Annotated in this window: 17 protein-coding genes; 3 read left to right on the top strand and 14 right to left on the bottom strand. The window is 38.1% G+C overall.

All coding sequences use genetic code 11. From position 1 onward, the window contains the following. Window positions 1-145 precede the first annotated feature (145 nt). The 3 genes from deoD to ACFSBH_RS06825 all read left to right on the top strand — a co-directional run bounded on the left by deoD (window position 146) and on the right by ACFSBH_RS06825 (window position 2133). Window positions 146-847, top strand: a complete 702-nt coding sequence (gene deoD, locus ACFSBH_RS06835; RefSeq protein WP_251513031.1) for a purine-nucleoside phosphorylase — start codon at window positions 146-148, stop codon at window positions 845-847. A gap of 120 nt (window positions 848-967) precedes the next feature. Continuing rightward, window positions 968-1564, top strand: a complete 597-nt coding sequence (locus ACFSBH_RS06830) for a biotin transporter BioY (RefSeq protein ID WP_251513033.1) — start codon at window positions 968-970, stop codon at window positions 1562-1564. 92 nt (window positions 1565-1656) lie between these two features. After that, window positions 1657-2133: a divergent PAP2 family protein gene (locus tag ACFSBH_RS06825; protein WP_251513035.1), complete on the top strand. Its 477-nt coding sequence runs from the start codon at window positions 1657-1659 to the stop codon at window positions 2131-2133. A gap of 47 nt (window positions 2134-2180) precedes the next feature. Here the strand turns inward: ACFSBH_RS06825 and ACFSBH_RS06820 are convergent, their stop codons facing one another. From ACFSBH_RS06820 to hpf, 14 genes are all read right to left on the bottom strand, one after another. Continuing rightward, the gene (locus ACFSBH_RS06820) at window positions 2181-2855 is read right to left on the bottom strand and encodes a 3D domain-containing protein (protein ID WP_251513037.1); all 675 of its coding nucleotides are present in this window, start codon (window positions 2853-2855) and stop codon (window positions 2181-2183) included. 266 nt (window positions 2856-3121) lie between these two features. Next, window positions 3122-5863, bottom strand: a complete 2742-nt coding sequence (locus ACFSBH_RS06815) for a UPF0182 family membrane protein (protein WP_349774328.1) — start codon at window positions 5861-5863, stop codon at window positions 3122-3124. 403 nt (window positions 5864-6266) lie between these two features. Continuing rightward, the gene (locus ACFSBH_RS06810) at window positions 6267-7334 is read right to left on the bottom strand and encodes an FUSC family protein (protein WP_251513039.1); all 1068 of its coding nucleotides are present in this window, start codon (window positions 7332-7334) and stop codon (window positions 6267-6269) included. A 78-nt stretch (window positions 7335-7412) separates the two neighbouring features. Next, complete coding sequence (locus tag ACFSBH_RS06805; protein ID WP_379596679.1) at window positions 7413-10502, bottom strand: AAA family ATPase; 3090 nt, start codon at window positions 10500-10502, stop codon at window positions 7413-7415. Window positions 10503-10522: 20 nt separating this feature from the next. Then, on the bottom strand, window positions 10523-11674 hold the full coding sequence (locus ACFSBH_RS06800; RefSeq protein WP_251513044.1) for an exonuclease SbcCD subunit D: 1152 nt from the start codon (window positions 11672-11674) through the stop codon (window positions 10523-10525). Between the two features lie 86 nt (window positions 11675-11760). Next, the gene (locus ACFSBH_RS06795; protein ID WP_251513046.1) at window positions 11761-12954 is read right to left on the bottom strand and encodes a PDZ domain-containing protein; all 1194 of its coding nucleotides are present in this window, start codon (window positions 12952-12954) and stop codon (window positions 11761-11763) included. 328 nt (window positions 12955-13282) lie between these two features. After that, window positions 13283-14737, bottom strand: a complete 1455-nt coding sequence (locus ACFSBH_RS06790; RefSeq protein WP_379596677.1) for a S41 family peptidase — start codon at window positions 14735-14737, stop codon at window positions 13283-13285. Window positions 14738-14962: 225 nt separating this feature from the next. Continuing rightward, window positions 14963-16369, bottom strand: a complete 1407-nt coding sequence (locus ACFSBH_RS06785) for a murein hydrolase activator EnvC family protein (RefSeq protein WP_379596675.1) — start codon at window positions 16367-16369, stop codon at window positions 14963-14965. Between the two features lie 153 nt (window positions 16370-16522). Beyond that, window positions 16523-17416, bottom strand: coding sequence for a permease-like cell division protein FtsX (gene ftsX / locus ACFSBH_RS06780; protein ID WP_251513053.1), 894 nt, complete (start codon window positions 17414-17416; stop codon window positions 16523-16525). Beyond that, a complete protein-coding gene (gene ftsE / locus ACFSBH_RS06775; protein WP_379596672.1) occupies window positions 17406-18092 on the bottom strand; it encodes a cell division ATP-binding protein FtsE in 687 nt (228 codons plus the stop codon). Before ftsE ends, ftsX begins: the two co-directional genes overlap by 11 nt. A 262-nt stretch (window positions 18093-18354) precedes the next feature. Then, window positions 18355-18717, bottom strand: coding sequence for a cytochrome c551 (cccB, locus tag ACFSBH_RS06770; protein ID WP_251513058.1), 363 nt, complete (start codon window positions 18715-18717; stop codon window positions 18355-18357). A gap of 155 nt (window positions 18718-18872) precedes the next feature. Then, a protein-coding gene (prfB, locus tag ACFSBH_RS06765; RefSeq protein WP_251513176.1) for a peptide chain release factor 2 occupies window positions 18873-19974 on the bottom strand; the annotation gives its coding sequence in 2 pieces (ribosomal slippage) (window positions 18873-19901 and window positions 19903-19974; 1101 coding nt in all). Window positions 19975-20234: 260 nt separating this feature from the next. Beyond that, complete coding sequence (secA, locus tag ACFSBH_RS06760; RefSeq protein WP_379596670.1) at window positions 20235-22754, bottom strand: preprotein translocase subunit SecA; 2520 nt, start codon at window positions 22752-22754, stop codon at window positions 20235-20237. A gap of 321 nt (window positions 22755-23075) precedes the next feature. Beyond that, entirely contained in the window at window positions 23076-23630 is a 555-nt protein-coding gene (gene hpf / locus ACFSBH_RS06755) for a ribosome hibernation-promoting factor, HPF/YfiA family (protein ID WP_251513062.1), read from the bottom strand. Between the last annotated feature and the right edge of the window lie 226 nt (window positions 23631-23856).

Here is a 23856-nt window from a genome sequence, read left to right as displayed (position 1 = left end):
TTTTTCATTATAAACAATTTCCGCCTATATTCAAACTAATAACTCAGGAAATCTCTTTAAAGATAAATAATATATTGCAGAAATTTGTCAATGATTTTTGAGTATGGTACCTTTACTTATGATAAGACCGAAGGAGGAATGGAACATGAGTGTACATATAGGTGCAAAAAAAGGAGAAATTGCGGAGACGATTTTACTTCCTGGAGATCCATTACGGGCAAAGTATATTGCAGAAACATTTCTCGAAGATGTAAAACTCTACAATGAAGTTCGCGGTATGTATGGTTACACCGGAAAATATAAAGGAAAAGAAGTATCAGTACAAGGTACAGGTATGGGAGTCCCTTCCATCTCGATTTATGTCAATGAATTGATAAACGAATATGATGTAAAGAAATTGATTCGTGTTGGCACTTGTGGAGCACTTCAAAAAGATGTCAAAGTTAGAGATGTCATCATTGCTCAAGGAGCTACAACGGATTCACAAGCTAACAAACTTATTTTCGGAGACATTTTCTATGCACCACTGGCAGATTTCAACCTGCTGAAAAAAGCTTATGATGCTGCAACGGATAAAGGGATGTCTGTTCAAGTTGGAAATGTATTTACTAGTGACAACTTTTATCGTGAAAATGCAAGACAAGTCAATGAACTCCTTGCGAATTATAATGTCCTTGCAATTGAAATGGAAACGACAGCTCTCTATACATTAGCAGCAAAATATGACCGTCAAGCACTATCGGTATTAACTGTGTCTGACCATATTTTAACTGGTGAAGAAACAACAGCTGAAGAACGTCAGACAACATTTAATGAAATGATTGAAATAGCACTAGAAACAGCATAAGATTTCTAATTCCGATCACCCCAGATAATTCTGGGGTGATTTTTATTGTCACCTAGATAAACATTAAGTTGACATTGATGACCTTTCTATGTAATATCTAAAAAAGGGAGGGAATATCACTTGAAACAATTTAGAACATTAGATCTAACCTTTGGGGCCATGTTTGTTTGTCTAATGGTAATTGGGGCAAATATTACCGTTTGGTTCCCAATGCTTGCCATACCCATTGGCGGAACGACTGTACCAGTTTCTTTACAAACTTTCTTTGCAATTTTAGCAGGATCTATGCTCGGTAAACGGCGAGGAGCATTTACCATCATTACATACATTCTTGTCGGTGCAGCTGGTGTGCCAGTTTTCGCTGGGATGCAAGGTGGACCATTTACATTAATCAGTCCAACTGGAGGATTTTTAATTTCATTTGTTTTTGTCGCTTTTGCAGCTGGCTACGTCAGCGAAAAATTTGGTAAAGATTCTTTTATTGGTTATACGATTGCTGCCTTGGCAGGTCTTGTAGTGAACTATGTAATTGGTGTGAGTTATATGTATCTTGCTATGAATACATGGCTCAATCTTGAAATTTCCTATATCGTTGCTTGGGCAGGAATGATTCCGTTTATCATAAAGGATGCAGCACTCTCTTTCGTTGCCGCAATCTTTATGATACAACTGATTAAACGCGTACCAGCGACTTGGATCAAGGCAAGAGCATCCTAAGATTCGACCTCTTCCTGTCTTGTTTACTAAGCAAAGGCCTTATGGTAAACTTGTTACTACTTAGGCTTTCAACAGGAAGGAAGAATCGACAGATGGAGATATTTACAAACTTTCCTTTATGGGCGGCTTTAATTGCAATTGTCATTGCACAATTTATTAAAGTACCAATAAAACTAATCGTTGCACGGGAACTTTCCGTTCGAATTGCTTTCAGTACTGGAGGAATGCCGAGCAGTCATTCTGCCGCGGTTACTGCACTAATTACTGCAATCGGTATTGTTGAAGGAGTAACTTCCAGTCTGTTTGCAATCGCTTGTGTATTCGGTGTCATTACGATGTATGATGCATCCGGTATCCGACGTCATGCAGGTGTCCATGCTGCCGTATTGAATCAGTTGATGAAAGACTTGCAAACAATTTTCGAAGAAGCGAAAGAATGGAATAAAAAAGATGATGAAAAAAAACGTGAGGATTTGAAGGAATTATTAGGGCATGAACCGATTGAAGTATTCTTTGGTGCTTTGACCGGTATAATCGTCGCCTTTCTCGTTCATCCCTTATTTTTATAACACTAAAGACCCCAGAATGACATCCATTCTGGGGTCTTTCATCTGTACTATTCACTGATAAATTCAGAACGAAAAACTTGAAGCGCTTCATTATCGTTCAATTCTGCCAAAACTTCCTCTGACAGACTCCCTTCACCCATTTCAATCACATACACATCAAGCTCTTGTTTTCCCCATTCATTATATACATCTTCTACTGTCTCATAATATAAATCGATTCTATTTCCTTGAATCGCACTTCCAATATCTGCTACTACACCATATCCATAAGATGGAATATAAAGCACGGTACCAATCGGAAAAACATTGATATCTGCGGCAATGGTCGAATACAAATCACGTTTAACTTGGACACCGGAATACGTAATTCCATACTCTGGATGGGCTTCCGTCTTTCCTGTCGACTCAAAGCCGGCCGTATATCCTGTTGCAATTACATTCACTTTATCATATTGTTCGAAATCAATAGCTTCTTCTAACGTTTGCGGCGCATCAATACTGTCACTCGATATATACGTAACCGGGGATTTCTCATGGTGTAATTCTTTGTTGTTCAACGATGTTTCTCGTAGTCCAAATTGTTCGGCGGTGATTCCACCATTGTCAACTTGAACCATTTGCGCATAGACTCGGCCGCTATCCTCTTCTAATGTGGTTACGGCCACTAGGAATATAGCAATAAATAATGTTATTATTCCTAGTTTTTCGTAAAAAGTCTTCATTTTTACACCTCTCTGGTACTTCCAATTTGATGGTTTTATATTTATACCACCTGATTTTTCTTTACACCAGATTAGGATGTCCAATTAGAATATGAATATACATCATAATTTAGAAATTTTAAATTTATCGGCATTATCATAAGTTTGTATACGATATGTGATATGCCAAACTGCAACTTTCCTAACTGCTTTAGATACTTGACCATTACAAAAAAGACGGGCAGGATTTTTTCCTGTCCGTCTTAGCATAAGCTAACATGTTGATTCTATTCGATATTTGCCAGGATTTCCTCAATCTCGGCCATAATCCTTCCAGCCTCTTCCCAATCACCATTTGATAAGGCTTCTTGGTAATCATCAAATAAAGTGGAGAATTGCTGAAGTATAACATCTGCTCCCTCTAAAGGAATGGATGGTGTCGTTTCCTCACCTTCCTCGACCTCTCCATCACCAATTGGTGTTGGTGGAGCTCCTCGGTCGATTAAATCAAAGAGAGCATCCAATGCACGATCAAAGTTTGATTCCATGACAATGTAATCTTCATAAGCAATTATAATTTGTTTTACTTCTGGTAATGACGTTTCATTGGCAGATTCAATATAAATCGGTTCAACATACATGATTGTATCTTCTATTGGAATAGCTATCAAGTTCCCTCGGATAACCTCTGAACCACCTTGGGACCATAGATTTAATTGTTGCGAAATCGTACTATCCTGATTGATCCTGTTCTCAATTTGCTGTGGTCCATAGATGTTCCGCTGTTTCGGGAAGGTGTAAACAAATAATTCTCCGTAATTGTCCCCATCATTTCGTACCCCCATCCAAGCAATCATATTTTGCCTATTCTTCGGGGTATATGGAACCATTAAGATGAATTCCTCTTCTTCATACTCCGGCAATTTCATCGTGATATAATATGGTTCGATTTCCACATCAGAATCGAAATAGTTTTCAGTAGCAAATTGCCAGTAGTCTTCTCTGTTATAGAAGACTTCTAAGTTGGACATGTGATACGTTCCATACATTTTAGCTTGAACCTTAAAGAGCTGTTCAGGATAACGGAAATGACGTTGTACATCTTCCGGGATCTCTTCCGTGAATAAGTCAGGGAAGATAGCCTGGTAAGTCCTTACCAACGGTTCTTCAGGGTCCACATTATAGAAGTCAACTTCTCCGGTATAAGCGTCGACTACAACTTTTACCGAGTTGCGAATATAATTATCATCTCCACTGAATTGTTCAGAATATGGATAGTTTTCGGCTACAAGATAAGCATCAATCATCCAAGCTAGGCTTCCATCATCACGGATAAAGATGTATGGATCTGAATCATATTCAAAGAAAGGCGCTATCTTAGTTACACGATCCATAATATTACGTGTCTTTAATAATCTACTATCCGAGTCGAGTTGATCAGATACAAGGAATCGGAAAGATGCTTGATCGATTGCAAACAACAAGCGGTTGAAGCCATTCAGCTGAATACCAGCTTCCTCTTCATAACGGCTTGACACGTTCTCATCCCCAGATGGGTAGTCAAACTCATCTACATTCGTATCTACAATGACATCATTATAATCTTCTTCCCCAAAATAAATTTGAGGACGCGTTACATCAATTGCCCCTTCAACAGGAATATTTCTCAGTAAATATTGTGGCTGTCCTTGGCCTGTAACTTCATTTACATGACTCATCGCCACACCATAACCGTGAGTATATCGAAGATTTCGGTTTACCCATGTTTGTGCTTGTTCTGGTAAATCTTCTGTACTTAATTCGCGGGCTCCGATAAAGACCTGTTGATAGTCACCATCAATTTCATATCGATCAATATCAATATCATTAAATTGATAATACGTCCGGAATGTTTGTATCTGATTATAGATATCTAGTAACGGACGAGAATCATTGATACGGATATTATCGATCGTCAATGCGTTTCTCTCCACCATGTCACGGTCAAGGGAATAATTTCCGGGATGCTGCTCTTCTTTAATTTCATCAAGATTATATGCAGCCTTTGTAAATTCCAAGTTCCGCTCCAAGTATGGTGATTCTCTATGGAATTCATTTGGTGATACGACAAAGTTCTGTACTATTATCGATGCACCCTGACCAGCAATCAGTAAGACGAAATAAGCTGCAATTGGAATGATTACCGATTTCATCCTTCCTCGGTATAAACCAATAATTGTCCAAACAGCTGCGATAATTGCTACAGCAGCAAGAACATAAGCTTTAGGTATATTAATGAGTTCATCTGTATAGCTTAATCCATAGACAACGCTTGTTTGGAATAAGTTGACCTGATTGGACAAGAGTGTATGATAAGGTTGGAGCAGATGAATCGCTGCGACCATCAAACCAACAAGGCCGATTGTTACTCCGATATGGAGTTGAGCTCTTCTGCTTAACCGATACATATGGAAAACAGAATAAGCGCCGGCTACGACGAGAAGTGCGAGTATCGCCAATGTAAGAATCAGATAAATGACAAACTCCAAGAATGGCAATACAAACATGTAGAAGGAAATGTCCATATTAAAATGCGGATCAGTAACTCCAAACTTTTCATGTTGCAAAAATTTTAGTAGCGGTTCCCAACCAAGTCCTTGGACTACTGAACTTCCTAAGACCCCTACAAGAAAAGATGTACCGACGATGATCAAACGGCTGAATTTCTTTTCGGCAAGAAAAGGCGGCAATTGGCTTTCATGGAAATGATTTACATATGAACTACGAATCCATTGTAATGTGATGAAAGTAGCGATGAAAAATAAAACAAAGCCAATTCCCATCAACGTCAATTTACTACCTAGTATAGTCGTAAAAACATTGCCAAATCCTAGGTTATCCATCCATATATAATCGGTGATCCAATTAAAAGTAAGTAAGAATACTAATCCAATTGCTAAAAGAATACCAAAGATTATTCCAAATATCTTCCCCGTTTTTTTCATTTTTGCTAGTTGTTCTGGAGTTACATTAGGTTCTTTTGTACTCACAGTAGACCTCCCTTTATTGTTTTTCTAACATTTATCATAACAGATATCATTCTGCAATGCCTCATATTATTATGTAAACAGCAATTTCAATTTAATTATCATGATACTGTTCTTTCATACAGCTTACACAGAATACCTGTGTATTTTGATAAAGATATGCTTTAATTTCGGTAGATCCTCGACTGCTTGGATAGCGCATTCTTGCATAAATCTCTTCATCGCTATGAATTTGTTTTTTGCATTGATAACATGTCTGCTTAATGTTAAATGGAAACATACATTTTGCCCCCTTCTATCTATGATGTAATACTTCCACCTAGTAGTACGGGTGTCCAAACTGAAAGGTTTCATATTCAGTAGAAATATAAGCCATTTTCATAAAAAAAACCTAACATTGGGTTCATTAAGATGTCCCAAAGTTAGGTGATTTTTTCGGATGATTTTCTTTTTTACGTACAAACTTCTCAAGTTTATCCAACTCAGCGAACAATTCGATAAGACTGTTCGCTACTGGAAAGACATATGTCCATTTTTCGTAATCCGATCCTTGTAATTCTTCAATAAGATTATTGATCGTCAAGCGCATTGCATTTTTCGTTTCCCTTTGTAAATCACGATCGAGAAGAATCTTATCCTGATAAAGTAGGAAAACATTCTCGCTATAATTGGTTATTTCATTAATCAACTTTTTGATCACATGACTTTTTCCGCTACCCATTGTTTCGATTTCTTCCATATTCTTTTCCAATTGGGTAATAAGGGTATACTGCTTTTCCAACACACGAATCATATGCTTGTAGATGACAATACTACGGAGAAAGTTGATTTTATGGCGGATGAACAGGCGGCTCCGCTCTCCAACTAAAATATCATAATAATCTTTGATTTTTGTAATTTTCTTTTCTATTTCCCGATCTTCATCTTTTAATGTCGGAACACTCATTGTTTTATTCGGTATGACTCGAAGTAAAAATAATGTCTGCGTAACAGCATCATCTATACGATTAAAGAGCAGTTTTTGATGATCGGGTGGGAAGACGAATGCATTGACAATAAATGCAGATGTTACACCAATCACTACGAGTGACAACCGATGAACAATAAATGCTATATCAATGCCCCCAGTACTTTGCAGCATAATCGTAATAATGGTTAATACAGTCAAACTAACCGTTTTATTCAAGCCCAATCGAACGTTTACTGCAATTGAAAGAATAACGACCGTTCCTACTGACAACGGATGGCTGCCCAGCAAGAATAAACCTAATAATGAAAAGATGACGGCAATTGAGTTTCCAATGACGACTTCTTTAAAGTATTGGAACGAACGCATAATCGATGGCTGCATCGCTAGTACTGCAGCAATAGCCGCAACAAGTTCCAGATTCATTTGCAGCAAACTTGTAATGACTAGCGTCAATGTGACCGCGATACCCGTCTTGAGCATCCGGGGACCTATATTAAATTCCATTTCTACACCTCAACATGAATTGCAATACTTGCATACCAGTCTTATTATAGGTTTTTCTTATTGGTTCTGCAACTAACATTATTTTAATACGAATGCCGTTTCACTATATCCTTCTTTTGTTTTTCTCACCTCTAGTATCGCAGGGAAAATTTCTTTCAATTCCTTCACATGGGAAATGACACCGATCATCCGACCAGACTCCATGAGGTCAACGAGGGCATCAACTGCTTTGGTCAACGCTTCCTCATCCAATGAGCCAAAACCTTCATCAATGAACATTGTTTCAATCGAAATGTTTCCCTGGAAGCTTTGAATGACATCAGACATACCTAATGCAAGCGACAATGCTGCGTTGAACTTTTCTCCACCAGACAATGTTTTAACATCCCTTGTCTGTCCAGTATGGTTGTCATATACATCAAGTGCGAGACCACTTTGTTTTCCGTGGGATTCTTGTCTATCACTTCTCGTTAGATAATATTGGTTATTCGATAATTTTTGTAGTCTGGAATTTGCGGCATGGATGATTTGCTCCAAATATTCCATTTGTAAAAAGCGTTCGAAGGAAATCTTTTTGCTGTTTTGACCACGAAGCATATCATATACATCACTGACTGCAGAGACGAGTTGTTCTTTTTTCTTCAATTCCTCATCTGCTTTCAGAATTTGGATTTTCCTTGATTGTGCACGCTCTTGATAGTCCCTTGCCTCATTAAGTTGCTTAAAAGCTTCCTCATATTGCTTTTGTAATTGGTCGAGTTCCTGCTTTAATGCGTTTAAATCCTTTGGTTGCTTGCCTTTTAAGCTCTCTTTTAGCTCGTCCGTCTGTTTAGTTAATATAGCAAGCTGTTGTTTAAAGGCATCAATCTCACTCTTCAATAACTGTTGTTTCTCTTCAGGGAGTTTAGCGGCATAATATGCGGCTTCATCCACGAAATTTTCTTCTGATAATTTCGTTTTAAATTTATCTTTTGCTTCCGTTACTTTTGTTTTTATACTGGACAACTGCTTTTCCAGATGCGTTTTATTTGCGTCGGTTTTGGTGAAAGATTCCCTCGCTTTTTCCAGTTGAAGTTGTGCATCTTCCCATGCTTTTTCTAGACTTTGTTTTTTCTCGGTAACTAATCTAATCTGTTTTTCCAGTTCTTCCAATACAGTTAGTGATTCCGGTATGTTACGCAAACGTTCTTCCAAAACGGCCCGCTTCGTTTTGTAATCTTGTTGAAGCATTACGTGTTCATCTTTCAACTTATTAAAAATCGGATCTAGATTCCGCTTTTCTTCAAGTATTTTTTCCTCTTCTTGCTTCTTCGCTTTCCGTTCTTCCCGAAGTCTTTCATAACACTGAACTTTATTACGCATGCTTTTGCCTTCGTCAATGAGTCTAGTGTAAAACTGCTCCAAATTCTCGCCATCTGTAAATGCTTTGATTTCTTCTTTCACTTCGGCAAGTTGAGATTTTTTAGCTTGAAGGATGATATTTGCTTCTTGGAATTCTTTTTCTTTTTTGTCTAACAATAATTTAGTATGTTGCAGTTCCTCCCTGGATACAGCTTGTTCCTTACTGGTTGCAATTTTAGGATGTTCGACACTTCCACAAACCGGACAAGGCTCTCCATTGTGAAGGTGTCCAGCGAGTACAACCGCCTGGTTACTGAGCCACGAAGCTTCTTTTTCCCGATAATCCTCTTTTAACTCATTATAAGATTTAGTGATTGTGGCAACAACCTGTTGAGCCTGTTCACTTTCCTTAGCGAGATTCTCATACCGTTTATATATTCTCGCCTGTTCCTCAAGCTTCATCAACCTGGTTGGTGCATCACTTAATTTATCAATTTCTTCATCCAGCTTAGAAATTTCCGTTCGTAAAAACTGTTGCTTTTCTTCAGAACCGAGCAGTTGTTTCTCTATTGTTGCGAGCTTCTGTTTCGTTTTTATACCTTTTTCTTTAATTCGTTCAATATCTAGTTTTGTTTCTTCAATACTTCTTACAATAGGAAGATACTTCTCCAGCTCATCAAGCTCTTTTCCAGCTTTCTCTCGCTCTGGTTTACGTTTCTCCTCATTCAAATATGAACTTTTCGCATGTTCCAATACATTAGTCGCTTTAGACAATTGATTAGTAACAAGCTGCAACTCATTTTCAACCTGTTTCTCTTCTTGTTTTGCCTGTTCAAGCTGGCGTTCATAAAACAGCAAAGAATTAGCCCGCTCAGCAGCAAGTAGCTTTACTTCCTTCTCTTCGAATTCATTATTTCGCTGGTAGAGCTTATTTAAGGTCTGTTGCTTTTTCTCGAGTTCTTGGAATCGTTCATTGAGATGCTGGGCTTCATGATATTCTTTCTGCATCTTGTTCGTTAATTCATAGGATTTCTTGTATGTTTCTTCATCATTTTTAATTCTTTCCTCATAATACTCAGCTTCATCTTCTAGAGCAGCTGCAACTTGATGAGCGTTTGGAAAATCAGTCTCTAGTAAATCGATTAGAAGAGATTCTTCTCGGAGTTTGATAAAGGAAGGGATGCTATGAATATACTCATTTCTGATTTGTAACTGCTTTTCATATTCGAGCTGCTCCTCGTTTCGTTTATTACGCAGAACTTCATTAATTGACTTATAGTTTTCTGTTTTAAATAGCCTGCGTAATATAGCCTCTTTATTCTCTGTATCTGATGTCAATAACTTACGAAATTCTCCTTGGGGAAGCATAACAATTTGTTTGAACTGATCATTGGTAAGTCCAATCAAATCTTCAACTTTTTGATTGACCTCCGATACAATTTGCCGATCAACAATCGAAATTTCTTCTTCACCTTGACGTTCATAAATGAAAATATCGTCTCCTGTTTTGGAGCGATTACCTTTCTTTACATGTCCTAACTGTCTTCTAATACGGTATTGTTTTCCTTTTAATTCAAATTCCAGTTCAACTGCTGTATGCACATCGTCTGATGCAAAATCACTTCGGAGCATTTTGGTCTCGCCCCGGTCTTGTCCACTGGCACTTCCATACAGTGCAAAGCAAATGCCATCAAAAATCGTTGTTTTTCCTGCACCAGTTTTTCCAGAAATAACAAATAGATCATGTTCCTCCAGCTCGGCGAAATTCACAACTTCCGTATCTTTGTATGGACCAAACGCTGTCATCGTTAATTTCAAAGGACGCAACTGTTTCTCCCCCTTTAAGTTTATTTATCTTCACTTGTAATCATGCTTAATGCTTCCTTAAATATGGTTTCTGCCTGTTCCCCAGGACCTTCCCCTCTTACTTCTTCGTAAAATGCACGAAACAGTTCCAAATCCGTCATCTTTCTCCGTTCTTTTATAGATTCGTTGTCTCCACTTAGATGAAAAGCGGAATAATGCTTCCTTTCCACATGCATGGCATTGGGAAATACAGAACGAATTTTTTCCATCGGGGACAATACTGGTGTACGGTCCAATAATCGGACAAATACGTAGTCATCACTCGCAGGAGACTCCAAAATTTCATCCATATAACCTTCAACCGTTCTCATTTCCCTTCGCGGGGTGAGTAATCGTTTTTCGACTTCCGTATTACCTTTTTCATCCATAGTGACGATATAGAAGCCTTTTTTATGATGCTCTTCAGAAATGGAATATTTAAGCGGAGAGCCTGCATAACGGATCGTTTCATTGGAAACGTAGTGAGCTTGGTGTAAATGACCAAGCGCCGTATAATTAAAAATTTCATAAAGGCGGGCATCAACATACTCTGAACCACCGATAGATAAAGGGCGTTCCGATTCACTTGTATTCTCAGCTTCTTCCCCATAAGGGGTTACAAAAGCATGTCCTACCCCTATATTTCTTGTGTTAGGAATCAGATTAGCTTGGATTTTTTCGATGATCCTACGCTGGGCATCATTATGATTACGTATGGAGTCATCTTTATAAAGGTTCCGGACTTGGCTCGGATCTGCATAGGGAATTGCATGAAAATATACTTCACCAAATTCATCCTTTAATATAATCGGTTCTATATTTTCCGTCAGCCTTCCAATAATGTGAAAACCATTTTTCTTCATTAGATTGCTTCCAAAGTCCAATCTGCTCGGGCTATCATGATTCCCGGCAATGGCAATTACAGGCACTTTTAAGTCAAGTACAATCCGTTGCAATACATCGTCCAATAATTGGATGGCATCCGTTGGTGGTACTGCACGGTCATACAAATCGCCTGCAATAATGACAGCATCCGGCTTCTCTTCTTCAACCATGTGAATAAATTGTTCTAAAATAAATGCTTGATCTTCTGTCATATAGACACCCTGTACGAGCTTACCTAGATGCCAGTCAGCTGTATGAAAAAACTTCATCGCATATACCCCTTCTCTTATATTTTTTCTAATTAGAAAGGCACTCGCTGATTATCCACGAATGCCTCTTTTGTCTTTCTTTATCATTAACCTTCATTAACCGCTTGTTTTGTTCGATGTGGTTTTTCAACAAATAGAAGTCCTAGACGATAATGATCACTTTCATAAAAAGCACTCTGCACAAATCGGACTTCCCCATTGTCGTCAAGAATATCAAGCTTAAAATAAGCACCGGAAGTTTGTAAGGCTTCATAAAATCCATCCGAACTATAGATTCGCTTATCATTTACTTTATAGACCACTTCACCTACTTGGATGTCCAACCTTTCTGCCGGTGTTCCAGGAATAATTCCAATTACGCGAAGACCAACTTCTTCGGGTTTAAAAAAGGCATTCTTTTGCTTTTCTTGTGTACGGAATCGATACGTTATAAATTCCCTTCCAAACAGAGCAATCAACAACGCAAGGAGAGACAAGCCTTTTAAGTAATAACCTGTTACTGATATAGCAAGAACAAGAATACCTAATAATAGGATTTTTTTACTCAAGTGTTTTGCCGCTAGAGGAGCAATGCTTGCCCTCACCCTATGGGAAAATCCAAGAAGAAATGGAAAAAGCACAAGGCCATAAGTAGTATCATTAATTGAGATCAATGGCCAGTAAGGTGCGAAACTTTCAATCACACCACCAGGCACAAGAAATATAAGCGGAATCATAGTCAGCTTTTTAATTTGATGTTCTCCAATCCAGATACCACGTTCACTTTTTAATAACCTGGGAAACGTCTCATCCCGTTTGACCCGTCGGATGAAAAATGCTTCCACAATAAGCATCACACCTAACAGTAACGCCAGCCCAAGATAATTTATATCCGTAAAATAAGATTCTGGTATATAATTTTGATTTTTTATAATTACTGGTGCAAACAACAAAACGATATAGGTTAGGCCAATCGTATAGCTTGGAGACAATAAAGTGAATCGTAGATGAATGGATAATATGATCATCATAACGCTTAATACGATGATAGTACCATAGGAGTATACTAATCCGACACCTGCGAAAATAATAGATAAGATAAGTCCTGTCAAAATTGCCGGAAACCATGTATATTTCCATTCACTAAATAAATCAAATACTTTAACCCCGAATTGTTGTCGTTCATTTTTTATCCGTTGATATCCCGCTAAGACAACTAGGATAAATATCCAGTAAAACAACGGATTGACAAATACCTTCAGCGCTCCTCTCGCTAATTCCTGTAACCATAGTTCAACCAAACAAACCACCCTCTATGTATCTATTGTAAAGCATCCATTACTACTATAATTCGCCACGATTCGTTTCTTTTCCTTCTTACAGGACAATGACTTCATGTTAACAGTATACCATGAAAATCAATATACAGGGGTGATGCAATTCATGTTTTGGAGCGAGAATTTCATCCTTTTATATAGGTTTTTGGGCAAGAGAAAAAACAATATGTCTTCTACCTCATCCGAGTTGTAAACCCACAATTTTAAACGAATTGTTTTCATCCTTTTCTTGTCGAAAAAATCAATAAAAAAACATAGGATAAGCTGCCTTATCCTATGTTTTATACATGAATTATTTATATAACTCTTCCAGTGCGCTGTCCAATTGGACGTCATCCTCACCAGATCGGATTTTTTCAATTACTTTTGCATCAATCATTCCAGCGGTCTGCTCATCCACTTCACCAGTTACTTTTAAGTCATTATCCGCTTGAAATTCCTTAACTGCTGTTTCTGTTTGCTCGTTAAAGTAACCATCGACACGACCAGGTTCATATCCCAATCCATCCAGCATAATTTGTATATTTTCGATGTTCGGATCACTATCATCTAAACCAAATGGTTCCTCTTCCACTACAATCGGATTAGCATAGTAATATTCTGGCTGGTCAACTTCTACCGTCGGCTCGACACCAGTCTCATTGATCCATTCTCCTTTTGGAGAAAGCCATTTATACGTCGTCATTTTAATGGAGCTGCCATCACCTAAAGGTAAAGCGGTTTGGACTGTTCCTTTACCGTAACTTGTGTGTCCGATGACATCATATCCAATCTCCTTCAATGCAATGGCAAGAATTTCTGATGCGGAGGCACTACCCTCATTAATCAAGACACTGATTGGATACTCTTTCTTTTCGTCCAGTCTAGAATGAAACTTATCAACATTACCATTGGCATCTTCAATCTGAATGTAAGGAAGATCACTAGGAACGAATAAAGCAAGGATTTCTTCCACAATATTGAGTAATCCTCCTGGATTGCCTCTTACATCAATCACTAATCCGTCTATTCCATCACTTTCTAATTCCGTTAAATGTTCCTCAAATTCACTTGCCGTTTTTTCCGAGAAATTTGTGATTTCAATAATACCCGTTGTTTTTCCGTCAACAGTTTCTGTACTGCTATAAACTGTTTCTACTGGGATGGTATCACGTACGATCACAACATCAAAAGATTCATTAGCCGAAGCACGCACTATTTCCAGCGTTACTTCTGTTCCTTTCTCACCGCGGATTTTAGCAACGGCTTCGTTCAGATTTAGCCCCTCAAGGCTTTCCCCATCTACTGATAGCACTTGATCATTTGGTCGCAGTCCAGCTTTTTCAGCAGGTGAATCTTTAATAGGTGAAACAATCGTCACAACACCATTGACCATACTTACTTCGGCACCGATTCCCTCAAATGAAGATTCAATTTGTTGATTAAATTCTTCCATCGATTCAAGATTCAAATAAGAAGTATGAGGATCATCCAATGTAGCAAGCATCCCCTCTATTGCTCCTTCAACAAGTTGAGTATCATCAATATTCTCAATATAATTTTCTTTAACTAAATTAAATGCCTGAGCTACCTTCTGTAATTCACCCGGTAAGTTGTCTGAACCCTTACTCAACCTTTGTTCTTGACGATTAGGGTTACTTTCGCCATCATCATTACCTGCTAAAGAAATACCTGCATAAGCACCTAGAAAACCGAGCGCTAAAGCAGCTATCAATAAAAGTACAATCTGTAATTTGTTAAGCTTCATCTTTCCACCTCAATATCTTCCATCCATTATAAAAAAGGATACCATTATATCTTTATCATGACTATGCCTAAGACTTCTCATAAATGAAATTATTTAATTGTGAATATACGTATTAGCGTGAACCTTATCATAAATGACGTATATTACTTTCCCCCAGTGTAACTATGAAACTTCATTAAAGAAAAAGGTATCGTCCATTTGAACGATACCTATATTTTAAAAGATTTAATTCATATAAGGAGCTGGGTTTACTGGATTACCATATCCGCCTAGATGAACCTCAAAGTGAAGATGAGGACCCGTTGATTTTCCAGTATTTCCAGTTGCACCAATTACTTCGCCTTGACTTACCGCTTGTCCTGGTGAGACATCAATTCGGCTCAAGTGAGCGGATACGGTTGTATAACTTTGGCCATCTATGTAGTGGGAAATCATTATAACATTACCAAAGCCACCCATCCAGCGTGCAGTACTAACTACTCCATCTGCAGGTGCCTTCAATGGTGTTCCCGTACCTACAGGGAAGTCGATTCCAGCGTGAAGCTTATGAACATTATCAATAGGATGGAATCTCATACCAAACGGAGAGCTTATACTGTTTCCTGCTGGGTAAATGAATATTCCATTGCCTCCACCACTTGTTCCACTAGATCCTGTGCTCGTGTCTGGTGCTGATGCAACTTTCTTGCCATCTTGATTCTGATTGGATTTCGCTTGCTCAGCTTTTCTACGTTCTGCTTCTTTCCGCTTTCTTTCTGCTTCTTCTTTAGCAAGCTGTTCCAGCTCACCAATTTTATTTTGCGCTAAAGCAATTGCTTGAGCTTTTGCTTGTTCTTCAGCTGCAAGAATTTCCTGTTCTTCTTCGATTGTCAATTTAATTTCTTCAAGTTCCTGATGCTCTTCTTCAAGTTGGGCCATTAATGTTTTTCTTTCAGATTTCTGCTCATCGAGCTGATTCTTTAAAGCAACAAGTTCTTTCTTCTGCCCTTCCAATTCTTCTTTTTTCGCAACTACAGTCTTTTTCTTTTCTTCCACTTCTTTTTGGTTTTCCGCTAGTAGTTGTTTATCAGCTGCTTGTTCTTCCATAATTTTTTTATCTTGATCCATGATAGTATTTACAGCTGTTGTCCGACTAATAAAATCTATGAAGCTTTTAGAATTGAAGATTACTTGAATCAGATTTACTTCTCCGCCGCTTTGTTGGATAGAACGGAGACGATCTTTCAGTAAAACATCACGTTTTTCTATCTTTTCCTCTAAAATTTTAATTTCTTCTTTTAATGTTTCAATCCGCTCTGATAACTCATCAATTTCTTTATTCGTTTCAGATATTTCATTCTCTTTAGTCGAAATATCACTTTGTGTTTTTGCTAATCTTTCATCAAGATCAACGATTTCTTGCTCTACTGATTTTTGTTCCTTTAGGTTTTCATCAATTTTAGATTCAGTGTCTTTTTTGTTGTTATCAAGGTTATTCTTTTCTTCTGATATCTTAGATTTCTCTGCTTCATGTTGATTAATCTTTTCTTTCAATTCCTGAATTGATTCTGCGGAGACTGAGGTTCCTCCTGCAGTTGCTAGAGTTGTGAGTAAGAGTGTAGTCATAGTGAGGATTAAGATGGATTTCTTCAACTCGTATTCTCCCTTCAATAAATAAAACTTTTTTCAGTGGCGTCCCACTTATGAATGAGTTAATCAAGACGGCGTCCATATAATTTTCACATTTTCAGAAAATATATGGACGGCACGCTCTGATTAAATGACTTCTTGTATTCTAAAAATCTATTACACTTTCAAGAATTTACGGACACTCATAACACTTCCCCAAACACCAATTGTGGCACCAATTAGTAAAATGATTAATGCCAAATACCAAGCAAATGGAGAGAATGGTAATAACTCGACAAAACTTATATTAATTTGACTTGCAACATTATCATATACGTACTGGTATCCAACCAGTACTACTGTAATTGGGATGATTGATCCCAACACTCCAAGAATCAACCCCTCCACAAAAAATGGCCAACGAATGAATCCATTGGTGGCACCGACCAGCTTTTGAATGGAGATTTCTGTACTTCTTGCAATAATTGTTATTTTTATCGTGTTTGAGATAAGGAATACAGCTGTCAACACTAGAGCTGCAATTAAAACAAGACCAACAATTCGGGCATAATTATTAAACTCGAAAAGCTTATCAACGATGTCTTGCCCAAAGTTCACATCATAAACATGGTCATATCCCATGATCTCCTCAGCGATTCTTTCTGTATCCTGAGGATCTGCAGCTTGAACAACATAAGCGTGGTTTAAAGGATTATCTTGTTCAAACAGTTCCCAAGCTCTTCCTTCTTCTCCCATACTATTAATCAAACTTTCCAGTTCTTCGTCATTCGAGGAGAAATAAACCCTTTCTACGCCTTCAATCTGTTTAACTTTGTCGCCTAAGGCTAGTACATCATCTTTTTCTGTGGTCAAATCGACCAATACTTTAATTTCCACATCGGATTCGATATTCTTCGCAAATTCATTCAAGTTGAATACGATAGCGAGGAACACTCCAACTAGAATTAACGTTGTGGTTACGGCACCAATGGAAGCGACTGTCATCCAACCATTACGGAAGATATTTTTTGTACCTTCCCTAAAATGCCGTGTAAATGTTCTAAACTTCATAACCGTATTCACCTCGTTGTTCATCTCTAACAATTACACCATTTTCAATAGCAATTACTCGATTTTTAAGCGTATTAACAATATCTTTACTATGCGTTGCCATGATGATTGTCGTTCCTCTTTCATTTATTTCTTCAAAAGTCTTCATAATTTCCCATGATGTATCTGGGTCCAAGTTTCCTGTAGGTTCATCCGCGATTACAATTCGTGGACGGTTTACGATAGCTCGAGCAATGGAAACACGTTGCTGCTCTCCCCCAGAAAGCTCTGCTGGAAGGAAACGTGCTTTATTTTTTAAGCCGACTTCATCCAGTACTTCGAGTACACGTGTACGGATTGATTTAGGAGATTCTTCAATAACTTCAAGTGCATAAGCGATATTTTCATAGACTGTCAACTTCGGTAAAAGTTTAAAGTCTTGGAAAACAACACCGATATCCCTTCTTAGAAACGGAACACGTTTTTCTTTGATTTTATCTAATTCCATATCATTAATGACAATCTTCCCGCTAGTAGGCTTTTCTTCCCGGTACATGAGCTTTATAAATGTGGATTTCCCAGCTCCACTTTGACCTACGATATACACAAATTCACCTTGTTTTATCTCAACATTAATTCCATTAAGAGCCGAGACTCCATTTGGATATGTTTTATAAACATCTTCCATCAAAATCATATATGTATCACCTTTATAATTTTATATTTTTTTCTTCTGATTGAATGCTGCTTGAACATTAGTAGATTACTCTAGTTATTATAACATCAATATGCGAGTTTTTTAGACATAAAATTATTACATTTATATTTCAATGATAATTTCATGTAATCTTCCTTGTTAATTAAGGGGATTATGTCGTTGGAAGGATGTTCCAATGAAAAATTTCAGCAAAATAAAAAGTCCAGCTCACATTGTAAGCTAGACTTATTTCATCCATAACTTATTTTTGTTCTGACAACCATGATACTAGTGCATCAAGATCATCACCTGAAACATTTTGTGCTGGCATAGAACCTTTACCATTTACAATAATGTCTTCAATTTCTTCTGGAGAGTAGTCACTACCAACTGATTCTAGGCTTGGTCCTGCTCCACCAGATAAATCTGCACCGTGACACATTGCACAGTTCGCTTGGTAAACTTCTTCACCAGCTGCAGTATCTACTGCAGCGCCGTCATCCGTTGATTCTTCCGTACCTGTATCACCTGAATCAGCAGGCTCCTCTGTCGTGTCGTCTCCTCCACCACAAGCACCAAGTACAAGAACTGCTCCGAATAATACTGCTAATAACCATTTCTTCATGCAAAAATCCCCCATTCCAATTGAGTAATTTGAACATCAATAATATTATATCCTAATTACTCTAATATAAAACACAGATAACGACATAGTATGTGAACAATTACCAACAAATTCCTGACTATGCGAGTATTGGAAGGATACAATATTTTTTTATTTTATTGCATTTGCGAACGTAAATAAGCATCGATGAAGACGTCAATTCCACCGTCCATGACCGCTTGGGTATTACCTACCTCTTCATTCGTCCGATGATCTTTCACCATCGAATAAGGGTGGAAAACATATGAACGGATTTGACTTCCCCAACCAATTTCCTTTTGTTCACCGCGTAGTTTCGCTAATTCTTGCTCCTGTTTCTCTACTTCCAGTTGATAGAGCTTCGACTTCAGCATTTTCATTGCAGATTCACGGTTCTTGATTTGCGAGCGTTCGTTTTGACACGTTACGACAATATTTGTTGGTAAATGAGTCAGTCGTACTGCTGAGTCCGTTTTGTTGACATGCTGACCACCAGCACCACTCGCACGGTACGTATCGATTTTTATATCTTCATCACGCACTTCTATTTCCACATCTTCATCCATTTCTGGAGTTACATCACATGATACAAAAGATGTATGACGTCTTCCTGATGAATCAAATGGTGATATACGAACGAGACGATGTACACCTTTTTCTGTTTTCAAATATCCATAAGCATTATGACCTTTAATTAACAGGGTGACACTTTTTACTCCGGCTTCATCACCTGGTTGATAGTCCAATGTTTCAAGTTGAAAACCTTTTTGTTCAGCCCACCGCTGATACATTCTTAAAAGCATTTCTGCAAAATCTTGTGATTCCGTCCCTCCTGCACCAGGATGGAGCTCAAGAATCGCATTTTTAGCATCATAAGGTTCACTCAAAAGCATTTCAAGTTCAAAGTCACTGATCTTCACTAAGAATTCTTCAAGTTGATCATTTAAATCTTTGAACAATTCTTCATCTGCTTCTTCTTTAACTAACTCATAGGAAACCTCTAAGTCCTCCAAGGTTTCTTCTATATTCTCCAGTGATTCGACTTGGTGCTTCAGTCCATTTGACTCGTTGATAACTTTTTGTGCGCTCTGCTGATCATCCCAGAAAGTTGGGTTAGCCATCTCTTGCTCTAATTCGTTAATCCGCGCCCGCTTATTATCTAAGTCAAAGAGACCCCCTAAAGTCTTCAACACGTGAAGTTATTTTGTCTAATTCATTTCTGATTTCTGCTAAATCCATCATACATCACCTCATAAAAATTTGAATGATAAAAACTGTTTAATAGCACAAAAGCGGAAGCGCCCTTAAGCGATTTACGGTTAGACTGTTTCACAGGGATAAGAAATCACGGTGAATATGACCGTGGCTTACTTACCACTGATGAATTCCAGAAATTCCGATATTCGCTTGGGCGCGGATTGACATGTGAATTAGTAGAATTTTAAGCCACAGTCAGAAACTTATATACGCTATTGTCTTTAGGCTGTTCTGTTAACCTTCTATTGATTCTTACCATGACAGTTTTTATATTTTTTACCACTGCCGCATGGGCATGGATCGTTACGTCCAACTCGGTTGTCTTTGACGATTGGTTTACGGACTTTTTTCTTACCATCTTGCCCACCATGTGCTGCAGTTGTGTCCTTCACTACTTCTTGTCGTTGCAAATTATCACGAATCTGAGCTTTCATTACAAACTTCGCAACTTCGTCTTCAATCGACTGGACCATAGCTTCAAACATTTGGAATCCTTCCATTTGATACTCGCGCAATGGGTCTGTTTGCCCATAAGCACGAAGATAGATCCCCTGACGCAACTGCTCCATTTGGTCGATATGATCCATCCATTTGGAATCAACCGTACGTAAAAGAATGACCTTTTCAAACTCTTGGAATTGTTCAGGTTCCAATTCTTCCCGTTTGGTGTCGTATGCTTTCTGAACCTTCTCCATAATGAGATCTATCATCTCTTCCGGATCTTTGCCCTTCAAGTCATTAACTTCAATATCTTCCTTATTGAGTAAATTCGCATGAACATGTTCGATAATCGCTTCTAAATTCCAAAGTTCTTCATCGTCGTCCTGTGTATGAGAACCAACTACCCGCTCCACAGACGAACGAATCATGTTCATGATGATTTCAGTTAAACCATCTTTTGAGTCAATTACTTCGAAACGTTGTTTGTAGATGATTTCACGTTGTTCTCGAAGAACATCATCATAAGCAAGGATTGTTTTACGAGCATCAAAGTTATTTCCTTCCACACGCTTCTGTGCGGATTCAACTGCTTTTGAAATCATTTTACTTTCTAATGGCTGATCATCTTCCATTCCAAAGCGGTCCATCATGTTCCGTAGATTATCGGACCCGAAACGACGCATCAATTCATCTTCCATTGAAAGATAGAACTGAGTGACCCCTGGATCACCCTGACGGCCGGAACGACCTCGCAGCTGGTTATCAATACGACGGGACTCATGTCGCTCTGTCCCAATAACAGCAAGTCCCCCAAGTTCAAGAACACCTTCTCCAAGCTTGATGTCTGTCCCACGACCTGCCATATTAGTAGCAATTGTCACAGAACCTTTTTGCCCGGCATTTTCAATGATTTCCGCTTCTCTGTAATGGTTTTTCGCATTTAAGACTTCGTGACGAATACCAGCCTTTTTGAGCATTTTCGATATCAGTTCGGAAGTTTCTACGGCTACTGTACCTACAAGAACTGGTTGGCCCGCTTGGTTACGTTCTTTAATTTCTTCCACTACGGCACGGAACTTTGCTTCCATCGATTTGTAAATCAAATCTGGGCGGTCATCACGGATAATCGGTTTATTCGTAGGAATTACGATTACATCCATGTTATATATGTTACGGAATTCTTCTTCCTCTGTTTTTGCTGTACCTGTCATTCCAGATAATTTATTATACATCCGGAAATAGTTCTGGAAGGTAATAGAAGCAAGTGTCATACTTTCATTTTGAATTTGCAGACCTTCTTTTGCTTCAATTGCCTGGTGAAGCCCATCACTGTAACGGCGGCCTTTCATTTTCCGTCCGGTGAATTGGTCAATAATAACAACTTGTCCTTCCTCTACCATGTAGTCATCATCACGGTGCATAGCTACATGGGCTTTTAATGCTTGGTTAATATGATGAGTTAAAGAAACATGATCAAGATCGAATAAGTTCTCGATATTAAAGTATTTTTCGGCTTTGTTGATCCCTTCTTCTGTAAGCTGTACACCTTTTGTCTTCTCATCGTACGTATAATCACTTTCTTTATTCAGCGTCATAACAAAACCATTCGCCTGTGTATAAAGCGATGCAGATTTTTTTGCTGAGCCGGAAATGATCAATGGGGTCCTCGCTTCGTCAATCAGAATCGAGTCAACCTCGTCAATGATTGCAAAATTCAAGTTACGTTGCACCATTTGTTCTTTGTATAGGACCATATTATCTCTCAAATAGTCAAAGCCAAACTCATTGTTCGTTCCATAAGTTATATCTCGTTGGTACGCCTCACGTTTTTGTTCCTTTGTCATACTGTTAATATTTAAACCAACAGTTAAACCAAGGAATTCATAAAGCTCTCCCATTTCACGTGAATCACGTTCTGCCAAATATTCGTTTACGGTAATGACATGTACACCCTTACCTTCTAACGCATTCAGATAAGCAGGCATAGTGGAAGCGAGGGTTTTACCTTCCCCTGTCTTCATTTCAGCGATATTTCCACCATGCAAGGCTGTTGCACCCATCAGCTGAGAGCGGAAAGGACGCATACCTAAAACACGTCTTGACGCTTCTCGGACAACTGCATAAGCTTCGACAAGAAGGTCATCCAATGATTCACCATTTGCTATTCTATCTTTAAACTCATTTGTTTTGTTCTTTAAATCGTTATCTGATAGCTTTTCCACCTCTGGCTCAAGAGCTTCGATTTCATTTACTGTTTTCTCTATACGTTTAAGTTGTTTTTTATTACCATCACCAAAAATCCTAGTTAACAATCCTGCCATTTATATACGCTCCTCAATATAATCAATGCCTTTATAAACAATAATAACACTATCCAATTGTTGATGACAACCTAAACAAAGGCCGATATCGTAATTCCCTCAAGCATTCAAACAAGTTTGCATCCCAACATTTATCCTCGAATGGAAGAACAAAAAGAATAATCCGTTCATCTTAATGTAAATCATATGGAGAGGAATACAAGCCCTACCTTCTCTAAAGGAAAAGCGTGATACTTCCATCAAAGATAGAAGCACCACGCTATTATAATAATTAACCTATCGAGTGATCTCTCGATAACTTGTTCATATTAACCAGATAGATCAGGCATGCGGCTCGATTAAACCGTATTTGCCATCATTTCGGCGATACACTACATTCGTATCACCTGATTCATCATTAGTAAAGACAAAGAAGGAGTGACCTAGCATATCCATTTGAAGTATCGCTTCCTGAGAGTCCATTGGCTTTAGATTAAAACGTTTTGTCCGTACAATTTCAAATTCATTGGAGTCATCATATTCTTCATTTTGAATTTCTTTCTCCATTTCTGCAAACACATGCTTTGGAGCACCATTTTGACGTGTTTTACGATTGATCTTCGTTTTATATTTACGGATTTGTCGTTCTAGTTTGTCCACTACCAAGTCCACAGCTGCGTATAAATCATCATGTGTAACTTCACCTCTTAGAAGCAGGTTAGTCATAGGAATTGTTACTTCAATGCGCTGCTCATCATTATAGACACTTAAATTTACATGAACATCGGTTGATGGAGTTGTTTCAAAGTACCGTTCGAGCTTGCTGATCTTCTTTTCTACATACTCTTTGATCGCTCCAGTAACCTCAATATTCTCACCACGAATGTTAAATCTCATAAAAGTGTCCTCCTTTATTCTTTATATATATATTATACTACTTTCCCCGCAACTTTACCTCCCGAAACGTTAAGAAAAAGTAAAGGCTTTCAAAAGAGACCACCGAAAACCTTGATATGACAAGCTTTAAAGAGTTTACAATATATTAATAAATTTTCTATTGTCTAATAAAATTTTGTCGATTTATAATCTTTTACATCGATACGACGCTGTTTATGCGATTTCC

The organism is Oceanobacillus luteolus, assembly GCF_042678205.1.
In the GTDB taxonomy this organism is placed as follows: Bacteria; Bacillota; Bacilli; order Bacillales; family Amphibacillaceae; genus Oceanobacillus; species Oceanobacillus luteolus.
Note: the sequence above shows the minus strand (reverse complement) of the source record. Positions and strands in the feature narration are given on the sequence as shown.

What these genes read in the sequence shown, in the direction of transcription:
- deoD (WP_251513031.1), top strand. Translation starts at nt 146, where the DNA reads ATGAGTGTACATATAGGTGCAAAAAAAGGAGAAATTGCGGAGACGATT.
- ACFSBH_RS06825 (WP_251513035.1), top strand. Translation starts at nt 1,657, where the DNA reads ATGGAGATATTTACAAACTTTCCTTTATGGGCGGCTTTAATTGCAATT.
- ACFSBH_RS06820 (WP_251513037.1), bottom strand. Translation starts at nt 2,855, where the DNA reads ATGAAGACTTTTTACGAAAAACTAGGAATAATAACATTATTTATTGCT.
- ACFSBH_RS06810 (WP_251513039.1), bottom strand. Translation starts at nt 7,334, where the DNA reads ATGGAATTTAATATAGGTCCCCGGATGCTCAAGACGGGTATCGCGGTC.
- ACFSBH_RS06800 (WP_251513044.1), bottom strand. Translation starts at nt 11,674, where the DNA reads ATGAAGTTTTTTCATACAGCTGACTGGCATCTAGGTAAGCTCGTACAG.
- ACFSBH_RS06790 (WP_379596677.1), bottom strand. Translation starts at nt 14,737, where the DNA reads ATGAAGCTTAACAAATTACAGATTGTACTTTTATTGATAGCTGCTTTA.
- ftsX (WP_251513053.1), bottom strand. Translation starts at nt 17,416, where the DNA reads ATGAAGTTTAGAACATTTACACGGCATTTTAGGGAAGGTACAAAAAAT.
- ftsE (WP_379596672.1), bottom strand. Translation starts at nt 18,092, where the DNA reads ATGATTTTGATGGAAGATGTTTATAAAACATATCCAAATGGAGTCTCG.
- cccB (WP_251513058.1), bottom strand. Translation starts at nt 18,717, where the DNA reads ATGAAGAAATGGTTATTAGCAGTATTATTCGGAGCAGTTCTTGTACTT.
- secA (WP_379596670.1), bottom strand. Translation starts at nt 22,754, where the DNA reads ATGGCAGGATTGTTAACTAGGATTTTTGGTGATGGTAATAAAAAACAA.
- hpf (WP_251513062.1), bottom strand. Translation starts at nt 23,630, where the DNA reads ATGAGATTTAACATTCGTGGTGAGAATATTGAGGTTACTGGAGCGATC.